This window comes from Streptomyces sp. NPDC002446, from assembly GCF_053595675.1.
This window is the reverse complement of the sequence record NZ_JBSFYC010000018.1, coordinates 87,565-107,571: the sequence shown is the minus strand read 5'-3', so window position 1 is coordinate 107,571 and position 20,007 is coordinate 87,565. Positions and strand designations below refer to the sequence as shown.

Annotated in this window: 16 protein-coding genes; 9 read left to right on the top strand and 7 right to left on the bottom strand. The window is 72.0% G+C overall.

All coding sequences use genetic code 11. The annotated features are described in order from the left end of the window. Positions 1-101: 101 nt before the first annotated feature. Positions 102-329, top strand: a complete 228-nt coding sequence (locus ACWD6P_RS13610; protein WP_451444233.1) for a hypothetical protein — start codon at positions 102-104, stop codon at positions 327-329. Positions 330-418: 89 nt separating this feature from the next. Here the strand turns inward: ACWD6P_RS13610 and ACWD6P_RS13605 are convergent, their stop codons facing one another. After that, positions 419-1,048, bottom strand: coding sequence for a hypothetical protein (locus tag ACWD6P_RS13605; RefSeq protein WP_451444232.1), 630 nt, complete (start codon positions 1,046-1,048; stop codon positions 419-421). 247 nt (positions 1,049-1,295) lie between these two features. On the opposite strand from ACWD6P_RS13605, the gene ACWD6P_RS13600 reads away from it, so the two are divergent. Then, the gene (locus ACWD6P_RS13600) at positions 1,296-2,222 is read left to right on the top strand and encodes an RICIN domain-containing protein (protein WP_451444231.1); all 927 of its coding nucleotides are present in this window, start codon (positions 1,296-1,298) and stop codon (positions 2,220-2,222) included. A 200-nt stretch (positions 2,223-2,422) separates the two neighbouring features. On the opposite strand, the gene ACWD6P_RS13595 is transcribed toward ACWD6P_RS13600, so the two are convergent. The 3 genes from ACWD6P_RS13595 to ACWD6P_RS13585 form a co-directional block, all read right to left on the bottom strand. Further along, positions 2,423-5,779, bottom strand: a complete 3,357-nt coding sequence (locus tag ACWD6P_RS13595) for a S41 family peptidase (protein WP_451444251.1) — start codon at positions 5,777-5,779, stop codon at positions 2,423-2,425. 322 nt (positions 5,780-6,101) lie between these two features. Next, positions 6,102-6,467 (bottom strand): hypothetical protein, encoded by a 366-nt coding sequence (locus ACWD6P_RS13590; protein ID WP_451444230.1) that lies wholly within the window; start codon positions 6,465-6,467, stop codon positions 6,102-6,104. A gap of 14 nt (positions 6,468-6,481) precedes the next feature. Further along, a complete protein-coding gene (locus ACWD6P_RS13585) occupies positions 6,482-7,738 on the bottom strand; it encodes a helix-turn-helix transcriptional regulator (RefSeq protein WP_451444229.1) in 1,257 nt (418 codons plus the stop codon). 490 nt (positions 7,739-8,228) lie between these two features. Between ACWD6P_RS13585 and ACWD6P_RS13580 the strand changes: the two genes are divergently transcribed. The 5 genes from ACWD6P_RS13580 to ACWD6P_RS13560 all read left to right on the top strand — a co-directional run bounded on the left by ACWD6P_RS13580 (position 8,229) and on the right by ACWD6P_RS13560 (position 13,675). Further along, positions 8,229-9,413 (top strand): methyltransferase domain-containing protein, encoded by a 1,185-nt coding sequence (locus ACWD6P_RS13580; RefSeq protein WP_451444228.1) that lies wholly within the window; start codon positions 8,229-8,231, stop codon positions 9,411-9,413. Positions 9,414-9,614: 201 nt separating this feature from the next. Continuing rightward, positions 9,615-10,820, top strand: a complete 1,206-nt coding sequence (locus tag ACWD6P_RS13575; RefSeq protein WP_451444227.1) for an energy-coupling factor ABC transporter permease — start codon at positions 9,615-9,617, stop codon at positions 10,818-10,820. A gap of 1 nt (position 10,821) precedes the next feature. Continuing rightward, on the top strand, positions 10,822-11,583 hold the full coding sequence (gene cbiQ, locus ACWD6P_RS13570) for a cobalt ECF transporter T component CbiQ (RefSeq protein ID WP_451444226.1): 762 nt from the start codon (positions 10,822-10,824) through the stop codon (positions 11,581-11,583). After that, the gene (locus ACWD6P_RS13565) at positions 11,571-12,350 is read left to right on the top strand and encodes an energy-coupling factor ABC transporter ATP-binding protein (RefSeq protein WP_451444225.1); all 780 of its coding nucleotides are present in this window, start codon (positions 11,571-11,573) and stop codon (positions 12,348-12,350) included. The genes cbiQ and ACWD6P_RS13565 overlap by 13 nt, the downstream gene beginning before the upstream one ends. Positions 12,351-12,466: 116 nt before the next feature. Next, positions 12,467-13,675, top strand: coding sequence for a serine hydrolase domain-containing protein (locus tag ACWD6P_RS13560; protein WP_451444224.1), 1,209 nt, complete (start codon positions 12,467-12,469; stop codon positions 13,673-13,675). Between the two features lie 33 nt (positions 13,676-13,708). On the opposite strand, the gene ACWD6P_RS13555 is transcribed toward ACWD6P_RS13560, so the two are convergent. The 3 genes from ACWD6P_RS13555 to ACWD6P_RS13545 form a co-directional block, all read right to left on the bottom strand. Further along, a complete protein-coding gene (locus ACWD6P_RS13555) occupies positions 13,709-14,560 on the bottom strand; it encodes an EamA family transporter (protein WP_451444223.1) in 852 nt (283 codons plus the stop codon). 166 nt (positions 14,561-14,726) lie between these two features. Then, the gene (locus tag ACWD6P_RS13550) at positions 14,727-16,382 is read right to left on the bottom strand and encodes a penicillin-binding transpeptidase domain-containing protein (RefSeq protein ID WP_451444222.1); all 1,656 of its coding nucleotides are present in this window, start codon (positions 16,380-16,382) and stop codon (positions 14,727-14,729) included. A 217-nt stretch (positions 16,383-16,599) separates the two neighbouring features. Further along, positions 16,600-18,339: a dolichyl-phosphate-mannose--protein mannosyltransferase gene (locus ACWD6P_RS13545; RefSeq protein WP_451444221.1), complete on the bottom strand. Its 1,740-nt coding sequence runs from the start codon at positions 18,337-18,339 to the stop codon at positions 16,600-16,602. Positions 18,340-18,446: 107 nt separating this feature from the next. Between ACWD6P_RS13545 and rsmI the strand changes: the two genes are divergently transcribed. Together rsmI and ACWD6P_RS13535 are read left to right on the top strand one after the other, a co-directional pair. Then, the gene (gene rsmI, locus ACWD6P_RS13540; protein ID WP_451444220.1) at positions 18,447-19,349 is read left to right on the top strand and encodes a 16S rRNA (cytidine(1402)-2'-O)-methyltransferase; all 903 of its coding nucleotides are present in this window, start codon (positions 18,447-18,449) and stop codon (positions 19,347-19,349) included. Positions 19,350-19,519: 170 nt separating this feature from the next. Continuing rightward, positions 19,520-19,987, top strand: coding sequence for a hypothetical protein (locus ACWD6P_RS13535; protein WP_451444219.1), 468 nt, complete (start codon positions 19,520-19,522; stop codon positions 19,985-19,987). Positions 19,988-20,007 lie beyond the last annotated feature (20 nt).

Below are 20,007 nucleotides of genomic sequence, written 5' to 3'. Positions count from 1 at the left end.
CTCACGGAGGGTGACCAATCGTGATCGAAATGCGACGAATGTCCGGGCGTGTCACGCTGGTCGGGGCCCAACCCCCCTACACCCCACTAGGAGTGAACAGCATGGGCATCAAGGACCAGTTCCAGGACAAGGCCAACGAGCTCCGCGACCAGGCGAGCAAGGCGGCGGGCAGCGCTCGCGGCGGCCAGGAGCCCGGCCGGCGCGAGGAGCAGGAGCGCAGCCGCCGCCAGGGCGGCCAGGAGCGCGACCCGCAGCGTGACCGCGGCCAGCAGGGCCGCCGGACCGCTCAGGACGCGCTGGACGACGCCGAGGGTCGCTACCAGAGCTGACGTGCCACGTCCTGAAGACCACGCGCGGCGACGTACGCGCCATGCGTGAGGGGCGCACCCGGTCGACCGGGTGCGCCCCATCCGGCTTGTCAGCTGACGACCTTGAGCCTCTTCGGCCAGCCGTGGTGCGCGGCCTTGGCGAAGAGGTTCTTGATGTGGGCCGGGGTCAGCTTGATGCAGCCCAGCGAGTAGTAGTCGTTGGTGCCGTCCCAGCGGTAGGGGTTGTCGCGGCCCGGCTGCCGGGCGCCCTGGGTGCCGTTGGGCTTCATCTCGCTGTGCACGAACAGCTCGGTGCGCTTGGTCCGGCCGTTCTCGCAGACCTTGTCCTGCACCTGGATCGCGTACCCGTTGACGCCCCGGGCCCCGCCGTTGTGGTGCGTGGTGTGGGCGAGCACCCGGTAGGCGCCGTTGGGCAGCCAGCCCTGCATGCTGGCGCACTCGTTCCTGCCGTTGCGGCCGCCGTTGCCGGAGCCCGCACGGTACTTGGCGAGCACCTTGTCCCTGGCGTTCGGGACGCTCTTCATCAGGTAGAGCCTGGAGTTGCTCGGGTTGCTCTGGTTCTTGTCGAAGTAGAGGTACGTACCGCCGGCCGCGGCCGCCTCGGCGGCCTGCCCGGACGCCGGGCGGGCGGCCAGCGCGGGTGCGGCTTCGGCGGCGGCGAGGCCGCCGGTGACGGCCAGTACGGCGGCGAGCGGAACGATCCGCTGACGGATTCCCATCGGTGCATCTCCCGTTGTGGTGGTGCGCGTTGACGGCTTGTGCGTGAACTGCCCCGGCCGGGCTGGACATGACCTTGCTGCCCTCGCCGGTGTCCGGCAAGGCACTGCGCCGTCCCGGACGGGCCCGCCCCCGTCCGGGCAGGTCGGACGGGGGCGCCCGGACCGTGTCCGGCGGGGCGCGGGCCGCTGTCCGGGGTGACGGGAACGGGTGTTGTGGCCGGGGGCGGGCGGCGGTTCAATGACTCGCATGACACGCACGGGGGAAACCGGCGGCTTATCTCTGGCGGCGGCCCGGGACGCGGCCGCGCTCGTCGCGCTGATGCAACAGCTCAAGGACGAGACCGGATTGACGTACCGTCAGCTGGAGCAGCGGGCGGCGGAGCGCGGGGAGGTGCTCGCCCGCAGCACGCTCGCCGACGTACTGCGCAGGCAGGCGCTGCCGAAGGAGGAGCTGCTCGGCGCGTTCCTGCGGGCGAACGGCCGCGCACCGGACGAGGTCGAGGAGTGGCTCGCGGCACGGCGGCGCATCGAGGAGGGGGCGCCGCCGGTCGCGGCGGCCGCACCCGGCCGCCCGTACCCCAGGCGCCGGGTGCTGATGATCACCGGCGCCGGGCTCACCGCACTGCTGGTCGCCGTGGGCGTGCCGCTGCTGTCCGGGGACGGCGGCGGGCAGCCCGAGGCGATGGCGGCCGCACCGCTGCCCACCGGCGAGGTCACGATCCGTCCGCTGCGGGCGCCCGCGCTGTGCCTGACGGACGGGCGGGTGCGGCGGGCGGGCGAGTACCGCACCGTCGCCGTGCAGCGGCCCTGTACGGAGGCGGTGCCGCCGCAAACACATCTGACCGCGGCCGGCGCGGGCCGCCACCGCATCCAGTGGATCCACCGCGACCACGGCAAGGGCTGCCTGGTCCGGCTGCACGCACCGGCCCTGGCGGGCCTGCTGGAGCCATGGGAGAACTGCTCCCCGGGCGGCCCCGCCCAGCTCTTCCGCATCGAACCGGCCGGCGACCGGGCGGACGGCGCCGCCACGGCCTACCGGCTGCGCCTGAGCGACGACGGCGACGACGAGGGCGACCGCTGCGTCACCCTCACCGGCGACCAGCCCGGCACCACGGCGACGGTCGAACCCTGCAGCGGGGCGGCGGACCAGAAGTTCCTGATCGGTGCGCGGTGACCGCCGGGAATGCCTTCGCGCCGGGAATGCCTTCACGCCGGGAATACCTTCTCGGCCCGCCGCGTTGAGGCCCCGCAGGGGGCGTTCGTGTCCCCTAGGGGATCCGCTTAGGGGGATTCTCTTAGGGGATCCGTCCCCCGACCCCTGAGCCCGGCCCCCTAAGCCCCTCAGCTACTCGGCCCCTCGGCCCCCCGCGCCCCCTAAGCCCCCTCGGCCACCTCCGCGCCCCCGTTGCGCGGGGGTAGCGGCGGGCGGCGGCGGTCCGGTGTGTCCGACAGGTCCGGAGGTGTTGCCGCCGGGTGCCGTTCCAGGAGTTCCAGAGCCGTGCGGACGGCCACGCCCAGTGTCGGGTGGCGGCCCTCGGCCCAGTGCAGGGGGGAGCGCAGTGCCTCGATGTCGACCTCCACGCCGTGGTTCTCCACGCCCCAGCCGTAGAGCCGGAACCACGCCGCGTTCATCGGCACGGTGATCGTCGTGCCGTCGGCGAGCCGGTGGCGGCCGGTCATCCCGACCACCCCGCCCCAGGTGCGCATGCCGACCACCGGCCCGATGCCCTGCAGCTTGAAGGCCGCCGTGATCATGTCGCCGTCGGACGAGGTCATCTCGTCGGCCACCGCCACGACCGGGCCGCGCGGTGCGTTGCTGGTGTACGAGACGGGCTCGGCGTCGCGGGTCAGGTCCCAGCCCATGATGGTGCGGGTCAGCTTCTCGATCACCAGCTCGGAGATGTTGCCGCCCGCGTTGCCCCGTACGTCCACGATCAGCGCGGGCCGGGAGACCTCCATCCGCAGATCGCGGTTGAACTGCGCCCAGCCGGAGCCGCCCATGTCGGGGATGTGCAGATAGCCGCACTTGCCGCCGCTCAGCTCCCGTACGACGGCACGGCGTTTGGCGACCCAGTCCTGGTAGCGCAGCGGCCGCTCGTCGATCAGCGGGACCACCGCGACCCGGCGGGCGTGGCCGTTGCCGGCGGCCGAGGGGGGCGGGGAGAACGCCAGCTCGACGGTGGTGCCGCCGGCCGCCGCCAGCAGCGGATACGGGCCGGCGATCGGGTCCACCGGGCGGCCGTCGACATGGGTGAGAGCCGCGCCCTCGCGGATGCCCGTACCGGCCAGCGGGGAGCGGGCCTTGGAGTCCGACGACTCGCCGGGAAGGATCCGCTGGACGATCCAACGGCCGTCCCGGCAGGCGAAGTTGGCGCCCAGCAGCCCGATCGCGCGCTGGTAGTGCGGCGGGCCCTCGTTGCGCCGGGCGCCGGTGACATACGCATGGGAGGTGCCCAGTTCGCCCAGCACCTCGCGCAGCAGGTCGGCGAACTCGTCGGGGGAGGCGACCCGTTCGACCAGCGGCCGGTACTGCGCGAGTACCGCGTCCCAGTCGATGCCGCACATCCGCGGCTCCCAGAAGTACGCCCGGATGATCCGCCCCGCCTCGTCGAAGCCCTGGCGCCACTCCGCCCCGGGGTCCACGTCGTGCAGGATGCGCCGCAGGTCCAGGTAGACCGTCGAATCGCTGTCCGGCGGTTCGGTGGCCGGCACCGCGCGCAGCTCGCCCTCGTCGTTGACGACCAGCCGGGAGCCGTCGCCGCTGAGCGCGAAGCCCTCCAGGGAGCTGGTGAGTTCGGTGCGCCGCGCCTTGGTCAGGTCGAAGTGTTCGAGGGTGGGCTTGCCGGAGGTGTTGTCGGGGTTGGCGAAGGTCTCGCCCAGCGCGCCGGAGATCGGCCAGCGCAGCCAGACCAGCCCGCCGCCGCTGACCGGCTCCAGCGAGGAGTACTTGGACGCGGCCACCGGGAACGGCGTGACCCGGTTCTCCAGCCCCTCCACCTCCACCAGCACCGGGCCCTCCCCGGCCGGCGGAGGGATCTCGTCCGGGTCCAGGCCGCCCGCCGCCGGCCGCCCCTCCGGCGACAGCGCGAACGGCGAGGGGGTGGCCGACGACAGCGGTACGAGGTAAGGGCGGCAGCCCAGCGGGAAGGACAGGTCCCCGGTGTGCACGTCGTAGACCGGGTCGAAGCCGCGCCAGGACAGGAACGCCAGATAGCGGCCGTCGCGGGTGAACACCGGCTGTTCGTCCTCGAACCGTCCGTTCGTCACGTCCACGATGTGCCGGTCGGACAGGCGGGCCATCTTGATCTGCCGCAGCGAACGGCCGATGCCGGGGTGCGACCAGGTCAGCCAGCGCGAGTCGGGGGAGAAGGCGAGATCGCGGACCGGGCCGTTGACGGAGCGGATCAGCTCGGTGACGCCCCCGGGGCCGGCCGCCTCCTCCGCCTCGGACCTGTCCTCCTCGGTCGACCCCTCCTCCGGCCGGGTCACGTCCACCAGCAGCAGCCGGCCGTCGTGCGCGGCCACCGCCAGCCGTTCGCCGTCCGGCGAGGCGGTCATCTCGTGGACCCGGCCGAGCTGCCCGGCCGCCAGCCGGCGCGGTTCGCCCGGCGCGCTGGCCCGCGGCAGATCGGTGATCTCCACCGCGTCCTCGCCCTCGGCGTCGGTGACATAGGCGATCCGTCCGCTGGAGCCCAGCATCTCGGGCAGGCGGACGCGTACGCCGGGGGTGTCGTGGATCGTCCGGGCCGGGCCGTCGCGGTGGGTGAGCCAGTACAGGCTGCCGCGCACGCCGACCGCGCTGGCCCGCCCGGTGGCGTCCACCGCGAGCGAGGTGACGTGCGAGGCGGCCGGGACCTGATAGCCGCGCCGGCCGGCCCGCGGGCCGCCCAGGCGCACCGCCAGCCTGCGCGGCACGGCGTCCGGGCCCAGATCCTCGATCAGCCAGAGGTCGCCGGCGCACTGGTAGACGATCCGCTCGCCGTCGGTCGCGGCGTGCCGGGCGTAGAAGTCGGCGTGATCGGTGTGCCGGCGCAGATCGGTCCCGTCGGGCAGGCACGAGTACACATTGGCGACGCCCTCGTGGTCCGACAGGAAGGCGATCCGCCCTGCCACGAACATCACCGAGTCCAGATGCCCGTACAGCTCCGGCAGCAGCCGGGTGCCGTGCAGCCACATCCGGCCCATCGCACCGCCCCGGTAGCGCTTCCAGGAGGCGGGCTCGTGCGGCGGCTTGCCGGTGAGCAGCAGCGTCTTGTGCTCCCCGTCGACATCGGCGACCGCGATGTCGGAGACCGGGCCCCAGGGCAGCTTCCCGCCCGGACCGCCGTCGGTCGCCAGCTTGTACGCCCAGGAGTAGTACGAGAACGGCTGGCCGTGCGAGGACACCACCAGGATGTGCCCGTCCGGCATCCACCCGCACACCCGCGCGTCCGTACTGCCCCAGTACGTCAGCCGGCGCGCCGGTCCGCCCTCGACCGGCACCAGGTGCACCTCGGGGTCGAGGCTGCGCCAGCTGGTGAAGGCGATGTGCCGGCCGTCGGGGGAGAAGCGCGGGTGCCCGACCCGGGTACGGTCGACGGTCAGCCGCCAGGCGCGTTCGGGCTCCCGGCCGTCCGGGGCGATCGGGGCCACCCACAGGTCGTCCTCGGCGGCGAAGCAGAGCAGATCACCGTGCAGATGCGGAAAGCGCAGGTAGGAGCCGGGCCCCGGCGCGGTCCCGGCGCTCGGCATCCGGCGCAGCCGCCCGCCCGGCTCGGCGGCGTTCGACTCCGGCCGCGGCCCGACGGCCTCCGGTACTTCGCTCACGCACCCATGGTTTCGGGCGGGGGAGGGGGCGGCAACTCGGGCGGGCGACTACCGGCCGGGGGCAGCCCCCGGGCCCGCCGGGAGGGCTTCGCCTCTGTCCACCTCGTGGCAATGGCGAATGCCCTGGCTTGCGAACCCCGCATCCTTGCGGAATCCGCGAAGCTGGGCACCGAGCGCTCCTCGTGCTTTGGGAGCTTGATTGCTCACCGATTGGTCAGGGCTCGGCAATCCGAAGTCGGTGTGGTGATCAATGCAGTGACTTCTCGATCGCTTCAAAGATGTCCATATCGGTCTTCCTCTGCCAGTCCGGCAGGTCAGGCCAGTCCGCGACATAGCCTGGCTTCGGGTTCTCGAAGTGCTTGAACATCTGAGCCGTCCAGCACGTCGCGACGAATCGGCCTTTCTGCTCCGGCGTCAGCCGCGACGCGTGGCCGGCGCTCGTTTCCAACAGTTGCCGCACCTGCTCGTAGGCGGCGCCCGCAGCCTGACGCTCCCAGTCGGGGGTGTCCTCCCAAGGGGTCACGTAGCCGGGCTTCGGCTCGCCGGGGAAGTGCTCTCGCACACCGGCAATCCACGCCTCGCGAAACAGTCGTGCGCCCTCAACCCGTGACATACCTGCCCCTCTCATCATGTGGTGCTCAGTGCGTCTATTTCGGCCTTCAGCTCAGCCACACGGGTATTCCTCGCCAGCGGGCCGAACTCAGCTTGTAGCCTGCGGAGTCTCCGGGCGACGTATCCTGACGAAGATTCCCGAGCGAGTTGCACGGCCTTGCGGCCGAAGGTGATGAGCTGTTCGCAGTCCCGGCGCTTGGCGCCGATTGCGGCAAGGTCGGCGAGTACGGCGCCACGGCGACGAAACGACTGTCCCTCGGCGAGGGCATCCTGTTCCAGAGCGGACAGCAATGCTTTCTCGGCAAGGTCGAGACGTCCCAGCTGTACATAGCGGGCTCCGCGTTCCTCGGCGAGCCGTGATCCGTCGAACCGGAGCCAACCGCTTTTTCGGCCAGGGGCATCAAGATCCAGTACTTTCTCGGCCGCGCACAGTGCGTACTCGCATGCCGTCAGGTTGCCCAAACCTGCCTGCGCCTCGGCCTGGACAGAGGCAACCCAGTACCGCGTGGACAGGGTGCTGTCCCCACGCCCGGCGACTCGCTCAGCAGCAGAAAGGACGGTGGCGGCCTCTTGATACCGGCGCTCGTATACGTCGACGTAAGCATGTCGCACGAGCGCACACGCCCAGAGGTCGTACGCACATGCCTCTTTGCTTGCTGCTGCAGCAAGGGTGTAGGAGGCTGCCGCATCCGTGTAGCGGTTGCCGTCGAAGGCCAGTTCCCCGGCGAGCTGGAAGAGCTCACCCGCGGCGCTGAACAGCGCGTGGGTCTCCCTACCTGATCGCGCGTCAAGGGCGCTGTTGAGCGCCTCCAGCTGGTCACGAACGATCGGCTGAACCGCCCCCTTGGTGCGGGCGAGTTGGTACACCCGCCACAGGTGGTCGTTCATGTGCAGGAAGCCGGCCGCGGATCTGCGGCGTGACCCGACTTGGGTAGCTTCCGCTTCATCGACGGGCAGAGCTGACAGCGCGCCTGTGAGAGCTATGGCACGCAGGAATTCGCGTCGGATCATGTCGTCGGTGTCCCTAGAGCCGTAGTGATCGCCGGGCGGCGACCCCGCGGTCTCCTGAGGGGAGGCTTGTGCTCGGGCCACCAGGACGTCAAGTTCGCCGAGGTCAACATGCAGCACCTCGGCCAGTTTCGATCGAAACTGCGGCTGAGGCTCGGTCTTTCCGTTCTCCCAGCGGCCAACCGTTGTGCGGTCGACTCCGAGCGCGTGAGCGAACGCTTCCTGACTGTAGCCCAGGGCCTTCCTTCGCTCAGCAAGACCCACCCCGACCCCCTTCTCGCCTGTTCTGCCATCCGGTGAGGTGCACGATGTGCATCGGGTGTGCCTCAAGACTGCCTCATGGATGCCGTGGAGTGGTCCTGGTCTTCACGGTTCCCTTGATGGTGTGAGCGTCAGCGCCGGTGGGAGCGGCTGGCGGGCTCTCCACCCAACCCCGTTGAGGAGATACACCGTGATCTCGTACATCGCGAAGCGGAAGGCGGCGAAGGCAGAGTGCCCGGATGAACGCTGATCAGCTGCCGCGGGTACGCCACTGAGAAGACTCTCGCCCCGGTCGGGGCGGGCAGCCGACCCGTTTGGCACCCCGCCAGACGGGTTCCGTATGAGTCGAGGGAGGGTTCGAGATGACGGGACCGATTGTGTGGAACGGCGGCGATGGAGGCAGTGGGGACGACCACCCCGGTCAGCCCTGGGAGCCGCCGCCTCCTCCGCCTCCGGACGGTGAGATGCCCGAAGGTGATGGGAAGCACCGCAAGTGACACCCACTCCTGAGAGGAAGGAAGGCCGCGCCGGTGACGAGCTGGTGCGGTCCCTCCTCGAAAACGGAGCCCTGACGCTTCCGTGGGCGGAGACGTTCAGGGCGGTACCGCGCACGCTGTTCCTGCCGGATCTCGTCTGGGCGCACGATATGGCCACCGGCTGCAGTGTCCCTGTTTCCCGTACCGATGATCCCGAAGCATGGGAGCGTGCTGCCTCCACGAATGTCCCTCTCGTCATCCAGTGGGACGACGGCCTGCACACCGGCACCCAGCCGGGCACCGTGCCGACCAGCTCCGCGAGCATGCCGTCGGTGGTGGCCTCCATGCTCCGCGATCTGGATGTGCGCGACGGCATGCGAGTGCTCGAAGTCGGCACCGGTGCCGGCTGGAACGCCGGGCTGCTCACTCATCGGCTGGGCGGTGGCAACGTGGTCACCGTCGAGATTGACGCTGCCGTTGCCGAGCGGGCCCGCGACGCGTTCAGGCGCGTCGGCCTCGGCCCCGAGGTGATCCACGGGGACGGCCAGGAGGGGTGGCTGGCGCGGGCGCCGTACGACCGCGTGATCGTCACGGCAGGCGTGCGAGCCATCCCGCCACGCTGGCTGGAGCAGACCCGGCCGGGCGGAGTCATCCTCGCCCCATGGGGCACCCACTACACCGACCAGGATGCCCTTGTCCGGCTGTCCGTGGGGCCGGACGGCAGCGCGAGCGGGCCGTTTCTCCGCATGGTGGAGTTCATGAAGCTGCGGTCACAGCGCCTGGACTGGAACCGGTTCAGTGAGCATGTGCCGGAGTTCCCCGGTGACGCCGATGTGTCCCGTACGCCGGTGGCTCTGGCCGATTTGGGCGACCGCTACGACACTGTCCGGTTCGTGATCGGGCTGTGTGTTCCCGGTTGTGCCCATGTCGTGAACCGCTCGGACGAGAAGAGCGGAAAGGCGTGGTTCTTCGACCTGGCGAGCCGGTCATGGGCAGCTGTCGATTTCAGCGGTGGTAGTACGCCGGACGCCATGGTGTACCAGTCGGGACCACGCCGCCTCTGGGATGAGGTGGAGCAAGCCCTCGCCTGGTGGAGCGATCACGAAAAGCCCGGCCTTGATCGCTTCGGGCTCACGATTGACCGTGCCGGAAGCGCCCGCCCGTGGTTCGAGCACCCGGCGCACGTGTTGCCGTTCGGTTGACTTCCCGTATGCAGCTTGACCGTCCGCCTTTCCGTCCTCTCTGCGGCGGACGGCGGGCTCCCGGCAGCCCGGCGCATTCCCGGGGCCCCGATCAGTATCCGCATGATGGGCGCTCTTGCGACTTGGTTGCAGTAGCCGCGACGATTGGCTGGTTGCGCCACCCCTTGGCTGGTTTGCAGAGCCCGAAGCGGAGAGCCCCAGATGCACGTACCCGATGGATTCATCAATGCGCCGGTGTCGGCGGCGGCCGGCGTGGCCGCCGCGGCCGCGGTCGCGGTCAGCCTGCGCGGCGCCCGGCGGGAGCTGGCGGGTGCGGGGCAGGGCGGCGAAGCGGCCGCCGAGCGCACGGCGCCGCTGGCCGGGCTGGTGGCGGCGTTCATCTTCGCCGTGCAGATGCTGAACTTCCCGGTCGCGGCCGGTACGAGCGGCCATCTGCTGGGCGGGGCGCTGGCGGCGATACTCGTCGGGCCGTACACCGGGGTGCTGTGCGTCTCGGTCGTGCTGCTGATGCAGGGCGTGCTGTTCGCCGACGGCGGGCTGACCGCGCTGGGCGTCAACATCACCGATATGGCGATCGTGACGACCGTGGTCGCCTACGCCCTGTTCCGGGGGTTGGTGAAGGTGCTGCCCAAGCGGCGGCGCTCGGTCACCGTCGCGTCGTTCGTCTCCGCGCTGGCCTCGGTGCCGGCCGCCGCGGTCGCCTTCACCGCCCTCTACGCGCTGGGCGGGACCGCGGACGTGCCGATCGGCAAGGTCTTCACCGCCATGGTCGGGGTGCACGTACTGATCGGCATCGGTGAGGCCGCGATCACCGCGCTGACGGTCGGGGCCGTGATCGCCGTACGGCCCGACCTGGTGTACGGCGCGCGCGGGCTGACCAAGCCGCTGGAACTGCGGACCTCGCCGCTGGCCTCCCCGGCCGCCGACGCTGGGCCGGTGGCCGAGCCCGTCACCGCGCCTGCCCCCACGGCCACCGCCGTGCCCGCCCCCACGGCCACCGCCGTGCCCGCCCCCGCGCCCACCGCCGAGCCCGCCCCCGCGGCCCCTGCCGCCCCGCGCCGTTCGGCCCGCCGCGTCTGGCTGGCCGGGCTCGCCGCTGCCCTGGTGTGCGCGGGTGGCGTCAGCTACTACGCCTCCGCCAGCCCCGACGGCCTGGAGAAGGTCGCCCACGACCACGGCATCGACGCCAAGACCGAGGACCACGCGGCCAAGGACTCGCCGCTCGCCGACTACGGCGTCAAGGACATCACCGACCCGCGGCTGTCCGGCGGCCTGGCCGGCGTCATCGGGGTGGGCGCGACGCTGGCGGTGGGCACCGGGGTGTTCGTGGTCGTGCGCCGCCGGAAGGCGGCCGGTGGTCAGGAGACCGGTGGTCAGGCGGCCGCGCAGCGGGCGGAGAACGCCTGAGATGGGCGCGGGACATGCGCACAAGCTCTACCGGCACGGGCACTCGCCGGTGCACGCCCTGCCCGCGCACTGCAAGCTCACCGCGGTCTTCTGCTTCGTGCTGATCGTCGTCTCCACCCCGCGCGCGGCGGTCTGGGCGTTCGGGCTCTACGCCCTGCTGATCGCCACCGCCGCGGCGGTGGCCCGGATCCCGGCCGCCTTCCTGCTCAAACGGCTGCTGATCGAGGTGCCGTTCGTCGCGTTCGCCCTGCTGATGCCGTTCGTCGCCGAAGGCCCGCAGGTCCATGTGCTCGGACTGGGCCTGAGCGAATCCGGGCTCTGGGGCGCCTGGAACATCCTCGCCAAGGGGACGCTGGGCGTCGCCGCGTCCGTCCTGCTCGCCGCCACCACCGAGCTGCGGGAACTCCTGCTCGGCCTGCAGCGGCTCAGGATGCCGCCGCTGCTCGTCCAGATCGCCTCCTTCATGATCCGCTACGGCGATGTGATCACCGACGAGATGCGGCGGATGCGGATCGCCCGGCTCTCGCGCGGCTTCGAGGCCCGTGGCGTACGCCACTGGGGCGTGCTCGCCAAGTCCGCCGGCGCGCTGTTCATCCGCTCCTACGAGCGCGGCGAGCGCGTCCACCTCGCCATGGTCAGCCGCGGCTACACCGGCACCATGCCCGTCCTCGACGCCGCCTGCGCCACCCGCACACAATGGACCCGCGCGGCCGCCCTCCCGCTCGCCGCGCTCGCCGTCTGCCTCCTGGGATGGACCCTTTGAGCACCGCCACGCCCGCCCCCGCCCCCTCCCTCGCCGTCTCCGGCCTCGCCTACGCCTACCCGGACGGCCACCAGGCGCTCTTCGGCGTCGACCTGACCGTCGGCCGCGGCGAACGCGTTGCCCTGCTCGGCCCCAACGGCGCCGGCAAGACCACCCTCGTACTGCACCTCAACGGCATCCTCCAGGCCGGCGCGGGCACGGTCAGCGTCGCCGGACTGCCGGTCGCCAAGGGCAGCCTCGCGGAGATCCGCCGCCGCGTCGGCATCGTCTTCCAGGACCCCGACGACCAGCTGTTCATGCCCACCGTCCGCGAGGACGTCGCCTTCGGGCCGGCCGCCGCGGGCCTGCGCGGCGCGGAACTCGACGCCCGCGTCACCGAGGCGCTCGACCGGGTCGGCATGGCGGACTTCGCCGACCGCCCGCCGCACCACCTCTCCTTCGGCCAGCGCCGCCGGGTGGCCGTCGCCACGGTCCTGGCCATGCGTCCCGAGATCCTCGTCCTGGACGAGCCCTCCTCCAACCTCGACCCGGCCTCGCGCCGTGAACTCGCGGACATCCTGCGGTCGTTGGACGTCACCGTGCTGATGGTCACGCACGACCTGCCGTACGCGCTGGAGCTGTGCCCGCGCTCCGTGGTGCTCTCCGGGGGCGTGCTCGTCGCCGACGGCACCACCCAGGAGCTGCTGTGCGACGAGGAACTGATGCGCAGCCACCGGCTGGAGCTGCCCTTCGGCTTCGACCCCCGGTCGGTCACCGTCCCCCGGTGACCGAGCGGCGCCGCCCGGCCAACCGGCGTTCTCGTGTGACGAACGCCACGGGCCGCGGCCCTGGTCATGACCACCGATCCGCGCGTTGCACCATTGATGGGTCACGAAAGCGACGGATGAGTGGGAAGCGGGAATCAGTGGTGGACGTCCAGGGCACGGTCGAGGACGGCTTCGAGCCGGTCCGGGACGCCTTCGCGGCCAACTTCGCCGAGCGCGGAGAGCGGGGGGCGGCGGTCGCCGTCTACCGGCACGGGCGGAAGGTCGTCGACCTGTGGGCCGGTACGAAGGACGGGGACGCCGACGCCGCGGCGGGGGGCGCCGCACCGTGGGAGGCCGGCACCGCCCAGGTGATCCGGTCCGCGACCAAGGGCATCGCCGCCGTCGTCCCGCTGCTGCTGCACCAGCGCGGACAGCTCGACCTCGACGCCCCGGTCGGCACGTACTGGCCCGAGTTCAAGGCCGCCGGCAAGGAGCGGGTGCTCGTCCGCCATCTGCTGTCGCACCGCGCCGGGCTGCCCGTCCTGGACACCCCGCTCACCCCCGCGCAGGCCGCCGACGGCATGAGCGGCCCCGCCGCGGTCGCCGCCCAGGCACCCGTCTGGGAGCCCGGCACGGACCACGGCTACCACGCACAGACCTACAGCTGGCTGATCGGCGAGCTGGTGCTGCGGGTCACCGGGCGCACCATCGGCGGCTGGGTCGCCGAGGAGATATCCGGGCCGCTCGGCCTCGACCTGTGGATCGGGCTTCCCCGTGCCGCGCAGGCGCAGGTGGGCCGCCTGGCGGCCGTCGAGCCGCCGGCGGCGCCGGCGGCCGCGGGGCTCAGGGTGCGGCCGAAGCAGTCGGTCGCCGACGCGTACGCCGATCCCTCCTCCCTGACGAGCCGCGCCTTCGGCGCGATCTCCCCGGGCCCCGACGAGAACGACCCCGCCTACCGGGCCGCCGAGCTGCCCGCCTCCGCGGGCATCGCCACCGCCCGCTCGCTGGCCCGCTGTTACGCGGCGCTGATCGGCGCCGTCGACGACCGGCCCCGGCTCTTCGCCCCCGCGACCCTCACCCTCGCCCGCACCGAGGAGTCCGCCGGGCTCGACCGCACCCTCCTGGTCAACACCCGCTTCGGCCTGGGCTTCATGCTGCACGGACCGGCGTCGCCGCTGCTGGCCCCCGGGTCGTTCGGCCACCCCGGCCGCGGCGGCGCGCTCGCCTGCGCCGACCCCGAAAGCGGCGTCGCCTTCGGGTACGTCACCAACGGCATGCAGCGCAACGTCACCGCGGACCCCCGCGCGCAGGCGCTGCTGCGGGCCGTCTCCCGCGTCGTGAGGTGACGCCGGGGCCGCCCGGCGACGTGGCGCGCCGGCTCACCCCGGGTACAGCATCAGCCCGATCCCGAGGACCATCAGGCCCGCCGCGGCGATGCGCGGCGTGCCGAAGCGTTCCTTGAAGAAGAGGGCGCCGATGGCCGCGCCGACGATGATGGAGGACTCGCGCAGGGCGGCGATCGGGGCGAGCGGGGCACGGGTCTGGGCCCACAGGACCAGCCCGTAGGCGAAGACGGACAGGACGCCGCCGGCCAGGCCCCGTGCGGCGATGGGCCGCAGGTCGGCGAGGAGCCTGCGGCGGCGGGTGGCCAGCGCGTAGGCGGGGATGGCGAGGCCTTCGAGGATCATCAGCCAGGCGATGTAGCCCAGCGGTGTGCCGGAGGCGCGTACGCCGAGGCCGTCGACGGTGGTGTAGGCGGCGATGGACAGGCCGGTGGCCAGGGCGGCGGCGATGGCGGGCCAGTGCGGGAGGGTGCCGGATCCCCGGATGCCCCACAGGGCCACCCCGACCAGCCCCGCGGAGGCGAGGGCCACCCCGGCCAGCGCCCAGCCGCCCGGGACCTCGTGGACGAAGACGGCCGCGAGGACCGTGACCACGAGGGGGGCGCTGCCGCGGGCGATGGGGTACATCTGGCCGAAGTCGCCCAGCCGGAACGACTGCATGAGCAGGGCCTGGTAGACGACGTGCACGGCGGCGGAGGCCAGCAGGAAGGGCCAGGCGCCTGCGGCGGGCAGCGGGGTGAAGCCGGCCAGTGCGGCGCCGCAGACCGCACCGCCGCCGCCGACCAGGGTGAAGGCCAGCAGCTGGTCGCGGATGCCGTGGGCGATGGCGTTCCAGCTGGCGTGGGTGACGGCGGCGGCCAGGACGGCGGCGACGACGAGCGGGGTCACGCGGTGCGCTCGCGTATGTCCGAGGCGCGGCGGCCGGCGGCCTGGCGGATGCGGGGCGCGGAATCGGTCATGGCCCGTACGCTAACGAAAGTTGTACGGGCCATGCGACGGAGATCCAGCCGGTGGGACGGAGGGAGCGGGGGACGGGAAGGCCCCCCGCCGGGCCTCAGTTCGCGGTGAGGATGGCGCGGACCACCGGGCCCGCGTTGGTGCCGCCGTGCCCGCTGGCCGGGACGACGGCCGCCGCGGCGAGGTCGTCGCGGTAGGCGGTGAACCAGGCGTTGGGCTTCTTCTGCCCGTCGACCTCCGCGGAGCCGGTCTTGGCGCCGATGTCACCGCCGACCCCGGACATCGCCTGGGCGGCCGTACCGGACGTCGCGGTCAGCTTCATCAGCGACTTCAGGGCGGACGCGGTGCCCGGCTTCATCGCGCGGGCGGCCTTGGCGAGCGTCCGGTTGTCCAGCGACGGCGAGACGATGTACGGCTGGTGGAAGGAGCCGGCCCGGACCGTCGCCGCGAGCGTGGCGACGTTGAGCGGGTTCATCCGCACCCCGCCCTGCCCGATCAGCGAGGCCGCCATCTGCGCGTCCTGCTGCACCGGCACCGCGCCGTCGAAGGTGGGGATGCCGGTCTGCCAGTTCAGGCCGATGCCGAAGACGTCCCGGGCCTCCTTCGTCAGGTCGTCGTTCTTCAGCTTCTCGGCCTGCGAGATGAAGGCGTTGTTGCAGGAGGCGGCGAAGCTCTGGGCGAAGGTGCCGGACTTGATCTCGGTCTTGTCGAGGTTCTGGAACTTCCAGCCGCCGACGGTGACGTACTTGGGGCACGGGTGGGACTTGCCGGGCGAGGTCATGCCCTTGTCGATCAGCATCGCCGCGGTCACGATCTTCATCGTGGAGCCGGGGGCCAGCGACCCCTGGGTGGCGAGGTTGAAGCCCTTCTCCGGGGCGTTGGCCAGCGCCAGGATCTCGCCGGTGCTGGGCTTGACGGCCGCGGCGGCCGCGGACTTCTTGCCCTTGACCGCCCGCTCGGCCGCCGCCTGCAGCTTGGCATCCAGAGTGGTCTTGAGGGTGCCCGGGGTGCCCTTGGAGAGCACCTTCAGCGTCTTGTCGGGCAGCTGCTGGGCGGGCTTGGCGCTCTTGGCGCGGTGGATGAACAGCTCCACGCCGGGCTTGCCGCCGGTCTTGTCGCCGTACTTGTCGCGCAGGCTGTCCAAAATCCCCGCCAGCGTCGGATGCGCCTTGGGGGTCAGCTCGGTGCCGTTGCGGTCCACGGCCTTGATGGGCGGCGCCTCGGCCTCGCCGGTACGCAGCTCATCGCCCTTGGCCAGGCCCGGGTGCAGCACCGAGGGCTGCCAGACGATCCGCGGCTCGCCGGTGGACTTGTCGCGCTGCACCGTCGCCGACGTGCGGTACGAGTAGGCCGCCTTGGTGCCGTTGTAGTCGATCTGCGCGGCGACGGTGTACGGGACCTTGTCGCCGGACGGGGTGCCCGGGGTCACCGTCACCTTCGAGAACTTCGCCCGCTTGCTGAAGTCCGCGAGCGCGCCGCGGGCGGTCTCGGGGCTGTCCGTCAGCTCCGCCGCCTTCTGTGTGTCGCCGGACTGCCAGGCGGTCAGGAACTCCTCGCCCGCCGACTGCACCTCCTTGGCCGACAGCGGGCCGGTCGGGATGCTGGGCCCGCCGTCGCCCGGCTTGGCGTCCGCCGACCTGACCTCCTGCGGGGACGCCTCGTCCGAACCGCCGAACAGCGTGAGTCCGCCCACGACTCCCGCCACCAGGGCCACCGATCCGCCGATCAGCCCGTACTTCACCTCACGGCGCATGTCACCGATCCCCTCCCAGGAGCCTCGTCCTTGAATACGCACACAAGAACGTGCATCGCACTCTAAGGGACACGGGGAAATTGCCGAGTCTCGATCCGGGCACGGTCCGGTGACACGCTGTTGCACTCCTGTTACGGAATTGTCGAACTCTTCCCGTGACCTCCGCTTGACCCCGCTCGACCGCGATATTGACCCCGGGTCACGCCCTTGATGCCGGTCACACCCAGCTGTCGAACCACATCCGGTTGTGCCACGCGGATTTCGGAATCGGCGTACCCGTATAGAGGGGGTAGAAGTAGATGAAATTCCAGATGATCAGAAGTACCAGTACGCCGGCGCCCACCGCGCCGATCGTGCGGCGGCGCTCCGTCGAGCCCGGCGGACCGATGATCGCGCCGATCATCATGGCCAGCGCCAGACACAGGAACGGGACGAACACCACCGCGTAGAACAGGAAGATCGTCCGCTCCTGGTAGAGGAACCACGGCAGATAGCCGGCCGCGACGCCGCACGCGATGGCGCCGGCCCGCCAGTCCCGCTGGAACAGCCAGCGGTACAGCACGTACAGGAGCGCGAAGCACGCCGCCCACCACAGCAGCGGGGTGCCCAGCGCCAGCACCTCGCGGGCGCAGCCCTCGGCCACGGTGCAGCCGTCCTGGCCGGCCTTGGGGTCCTCGTAGAAGTACGAGACCGGGCGGCCCAGGACCAGCCAGCTCCACGGGTTGGACTGGTAGGTGTGCGGGGTGGTCAGTCCGGTGTGGAAGGCGTAGACCTCGGTCTGGTAGTGCCACAGGCTGCGCAGCCAGTCCGGCAGCCAGGTCCAGCCGCCCAGCCGCCCGTCGGGGGTGGTCGCCCAGTCGCGGTAGTAGCCGCCCTTGGTGGCGAGCCAGCCCGACCAGGACGCGAGGTAGGCGGCGAGCGCGACGAGGACGGTCGCGCCGAACGCGGGCAGGACGTCACGGCGCACGGCCGAACGGAAGGGGTGGCGGGCACCGGCCGTACGGCGGGCCGCGACGTCCCACAGCACCGACATCAGGGCGAACGCCGCGAGGAAGTACAGGCCGTTCCACTTCGTGGCGGCGGCCAGGCCCAGGCACAGACCGGCCGCGATCCGCCAGGGGCGCCACCCGAGCCGCAGCCGGTCACCGACCGCGTCGTCGGGACGCACCACACCTCCGGGCCCCACGGGCAGCGCCGCCGCCAGCCGGGCCCTGGTGCGGTCCCGGTCCACCAGCAGCGCGCCGAACGCGGCCACCACCCAGAACATCACGATCAGATCGAGCAGGGCGGTACGGCTCATGACGAAGTGCAGCCCGTCCACCGCGAGCAGGCCGCCAGCCAGGCAGCCCAGCGCCGTGGACCGCATCAGCCGCCGCCCGATCCGGCAGACCAGCAGCACCGACAGCGTGCCGAGCAGCGCCACCGTGAACCGCCAGCCGAAGGGGTTCATCCCGAACGCCCACTCGCCGAGCGCGATCAGCCACTTGCCCATCGGCGGGTGCACCACATAGGAGTGCTCGGGCGAGAGCAGGATCTGCGGCGGGTTCGCGACCAGCGCGTCATTGGCGGTCTTGGCCCAGGTGCCCTCGTAGCCGTACTGGAGCAGCGACCAGGCGTCCTTGGGGTAGTACGTCTCGTCGAATATCACCTTCCGCGGGCTGCCCAGGTTCCAGAACCGCAGCACCCCCGCGACCAGCGCCACCAGCAGCGGACCGGCCCAGCCCGCCCAGCGGGTGAGCTTCGCCGCGGCGTCCGGCCCCGCGCCGAACACCGCCCACAGCCGGCCGCTCGGCTCCGGGAAGCCGGGCACCAGCCGCGCCCGGACATCGGCCTGCGGACGGGCCGGATACCCGAAGCGGCGCAGCCGCCGCTGCCACACGGGGGGCTTTTCGGCCAGCTCCGGGGCGCGGAGCGCGGCGGCGTCGGTCGCGGTGGTCTCACTCGTCACCCGGCCCATCGTAGGGAAGCCCCCTGTGGACCGGTGCGGAGCGCCACCACGGGATGCCGGCGGACCGGGGCCGGGCTGGGCCGGGGGGCACGGCCCCGGCCTGGGAGGATGGGCAGGTGACTGGAACGCTGGTACTTGCAGGGACGCCCATCGGCGAGATCGCGGACGCGCCGCCGCGGCTCGCCGCCGAGCTCGCGGCCGCCGATGTGATCGCCGCCGAGGACACCCGGCGGCTGCGCCGGCTGACCCAGGCGCTGGAGGTGACGCCGGCCGGCCGCATCGTGTCGTACTTCGAGGGCAACGAGGCGGCCAGGACACCCGAGCTGGCCGACGCGCTGTCCGGCGGCGCACGGGTGCTGCTGGTCACCGACGCCGGCATGCCCTCGGTCTCCGACCCCGGCTACCGGCTGGTCGCCGCCGCCGTCGAGCGCGGCATCAAGGTCACCGCCGTCCCGGGCCCCAGCGCGGTACTCACCGCCCTGGCCGTCTCCGGCCTGCCGGTGGACCGCTTCTGCTTCGAGGGCTTCCTGCCCCGCAAGGCCGGCGAGCGGCGCTCCCGGCTGCGCGAGGTCGAGGCCGAACGCCGCACCCTGGTCTACTTCGAGGCGCCGCACCGGCTCGACGACACCCTCGCCGCGATGGCCGAGATCTTCGGTACGCAGCGGCGCGCCGCGGTCTGCCGCGAGCTGACCAAGACCTACGAGGAGGTCAAGCGCGGCCCGCTGGGCGAGCTGGCGGCCTGGGCGGCCGAGGGCGTACGCGGCGAGATCACCCTCGTCGTCGAGGGCGCCCCGGAGAGCGGGCCCGAGGAGCTGGACGCCGCGGAACTGGTGCGCCGGGTGCGTATCCGCGAGGAGGCCGGCGAACGGCGCAAAGAAGCCATCGCCGCGGTCGCCGCGGAGGCGGGGCTGCCCAAGCGGGAGGTCTTCGACGCCGTGGTCGCGGCGAAGAACGCCACCCGGGGCACTGCGAAAAAGCCCACATCACACCCCGGAACCGACACTTCGGAAGGTAAATGACTGTCCTGAAAGGTAAAGCCCAGGGCGGCATAGTCGGGCCTTTTATATGCCCACTGCCAAATCTGGGCCAATAGGGCTCGCGATCCGATGCGTTCCGGCCGGGAAGGGCGTCCACTGGGGGTGGGACGAACGGTTCCCGGACGCCTTGTCCAGCGGACAAGAGGAGTGCAATGAGCGAGCGCAGTGAGCGAACCATCCAGACCACCGGTCCGAGCACCGGCCCGGTCACGCCCCGGCCCCGGCCCGAGCCGGCCGCGCACGAGGCCTATTCCTTCGCCTGCATGAGGTGCGGGCACGGCTGGGAGCAGGCGTACGAGATAGTCCACCAGACCGACGGCAAGGGCGAGCCGCATGTCGTCTACTACGCGGACGACGAGCGGGTGCCCTCCCCCCTGACCCGCCCCACCTGCCTGAACTGCGGCAGCAACGTCGTACGCATCATGCGCTCCGGCCAGGTCTCGAAGGTCTCCGACGCGATCGCGAGCATGCACCGGCGCCACCCCGGCGGCGAGGGGAACGGCCGGACCAAGCAGGCCCCCGAGCGCACCGGCGGCACCGCCGACGACGCCCCCAAGGCCCGCAGGCACCACTGGCACCTCGCCGACCTGCTGCACCCCTTCCAGCACCACCGCAGGTGAGGCCCCGGCCGCGGTCCTCG

What these genes read in the sequence shown, in the direction of transcription:
- ACWD6P_RS13610 (WP_451444233.1), top strand. Translation starts at nt 102, where the DNA reads ATGGGCATCAAGGACCAGTTCCAGGACAAGGCCAACGAGCTCCGCGAC.
- ACWD6P_RS13565 (WP_451444225.1), top strand. Translation starts at nt 11,571, where the DNA reads ATGGACCCTTTGAGCACCGCCACGCCCGCCCCCGCCCCCTCCCTCGCC.
- ACWD6P_RS13545 (WP_451444221.1), bottom strand. Translation starts at nt 18,339, where the DNA reads ATGGGCCGGGTGACGAGTGAGACCACCGCGACCGACGCCGCCGCGCTC.
- ACWD6P_RS13535 (WP_451444219.1), top strand. Translation starts at nt 19,520, where the DNA reads ATGAGCGAGCGCAGTGAGCGAACCATCCAGACCACCGGTCCGAGCACC.
- ACWD6P_RS13595 (WP_451444251.1), bottom strand. Translation starts at nt 5,779, where the DNA reads ATGCCGAGCGCCGGGACCGCGCCGGGGCCCGGCTCCTACCTGCGCTTT.
- ACWD6P_RS13605 (WP_451444232.1), bottom strand. Translation starts at nt 1,048, where the DNA reads ATGGGAATCCGTCAGCGGATCGTTCCGCTCGCCGCCGTACTGGCCGTC.
- ACWD6P_RS13560 (WP_451444224.1), top strand. Translation starts at nt 12,467, where the DNA reads ATGAGTGGGAAGCGGGAATCAGTGGTGGACGTCCAGGGCACGGTCGAG.
- ACWD6P_RS13550 (WP_451444222.1), bottom strand. Translation starts at nt 16,382, where the DNA reads ATGCGCCGTGAGGTGAAGTACGGGCTGATCGGCGGATCGGTGGCCCTG.
- ACWD6P_RS13590 (WP_451444230.1), bottom strand. Translation starts at nt 6,467, where the DNA reads ATGTCACGGGTTGAGGGCGCACGACTGTTTCGCGAGGCGTGGATTGCC.
- ACWD6P_RS13575 (WP_451444227.1), top strand. Translation starts at nt 9,615, where the DNA reads ATGCACGTACCCGATGGATTCATCAATGCGCCGGTGTCGGCGGCGGCC.
- ACWD6P_RS13600 (WP_451444231.1), top strand. Translation starts at nt 1,296, where the DNA reads ATGACACGCACGGGGGAAACCGGCGGCTTATCTCTGGCGGCGGCCCGG.
- cbiQ (WP_451444226.1), top strand. Translation starts at nt 10,822, where the DNA reads ATGGGCGCGGGACATGCGCACAAGCTCTACCGGCACGGGCACTCGCCG.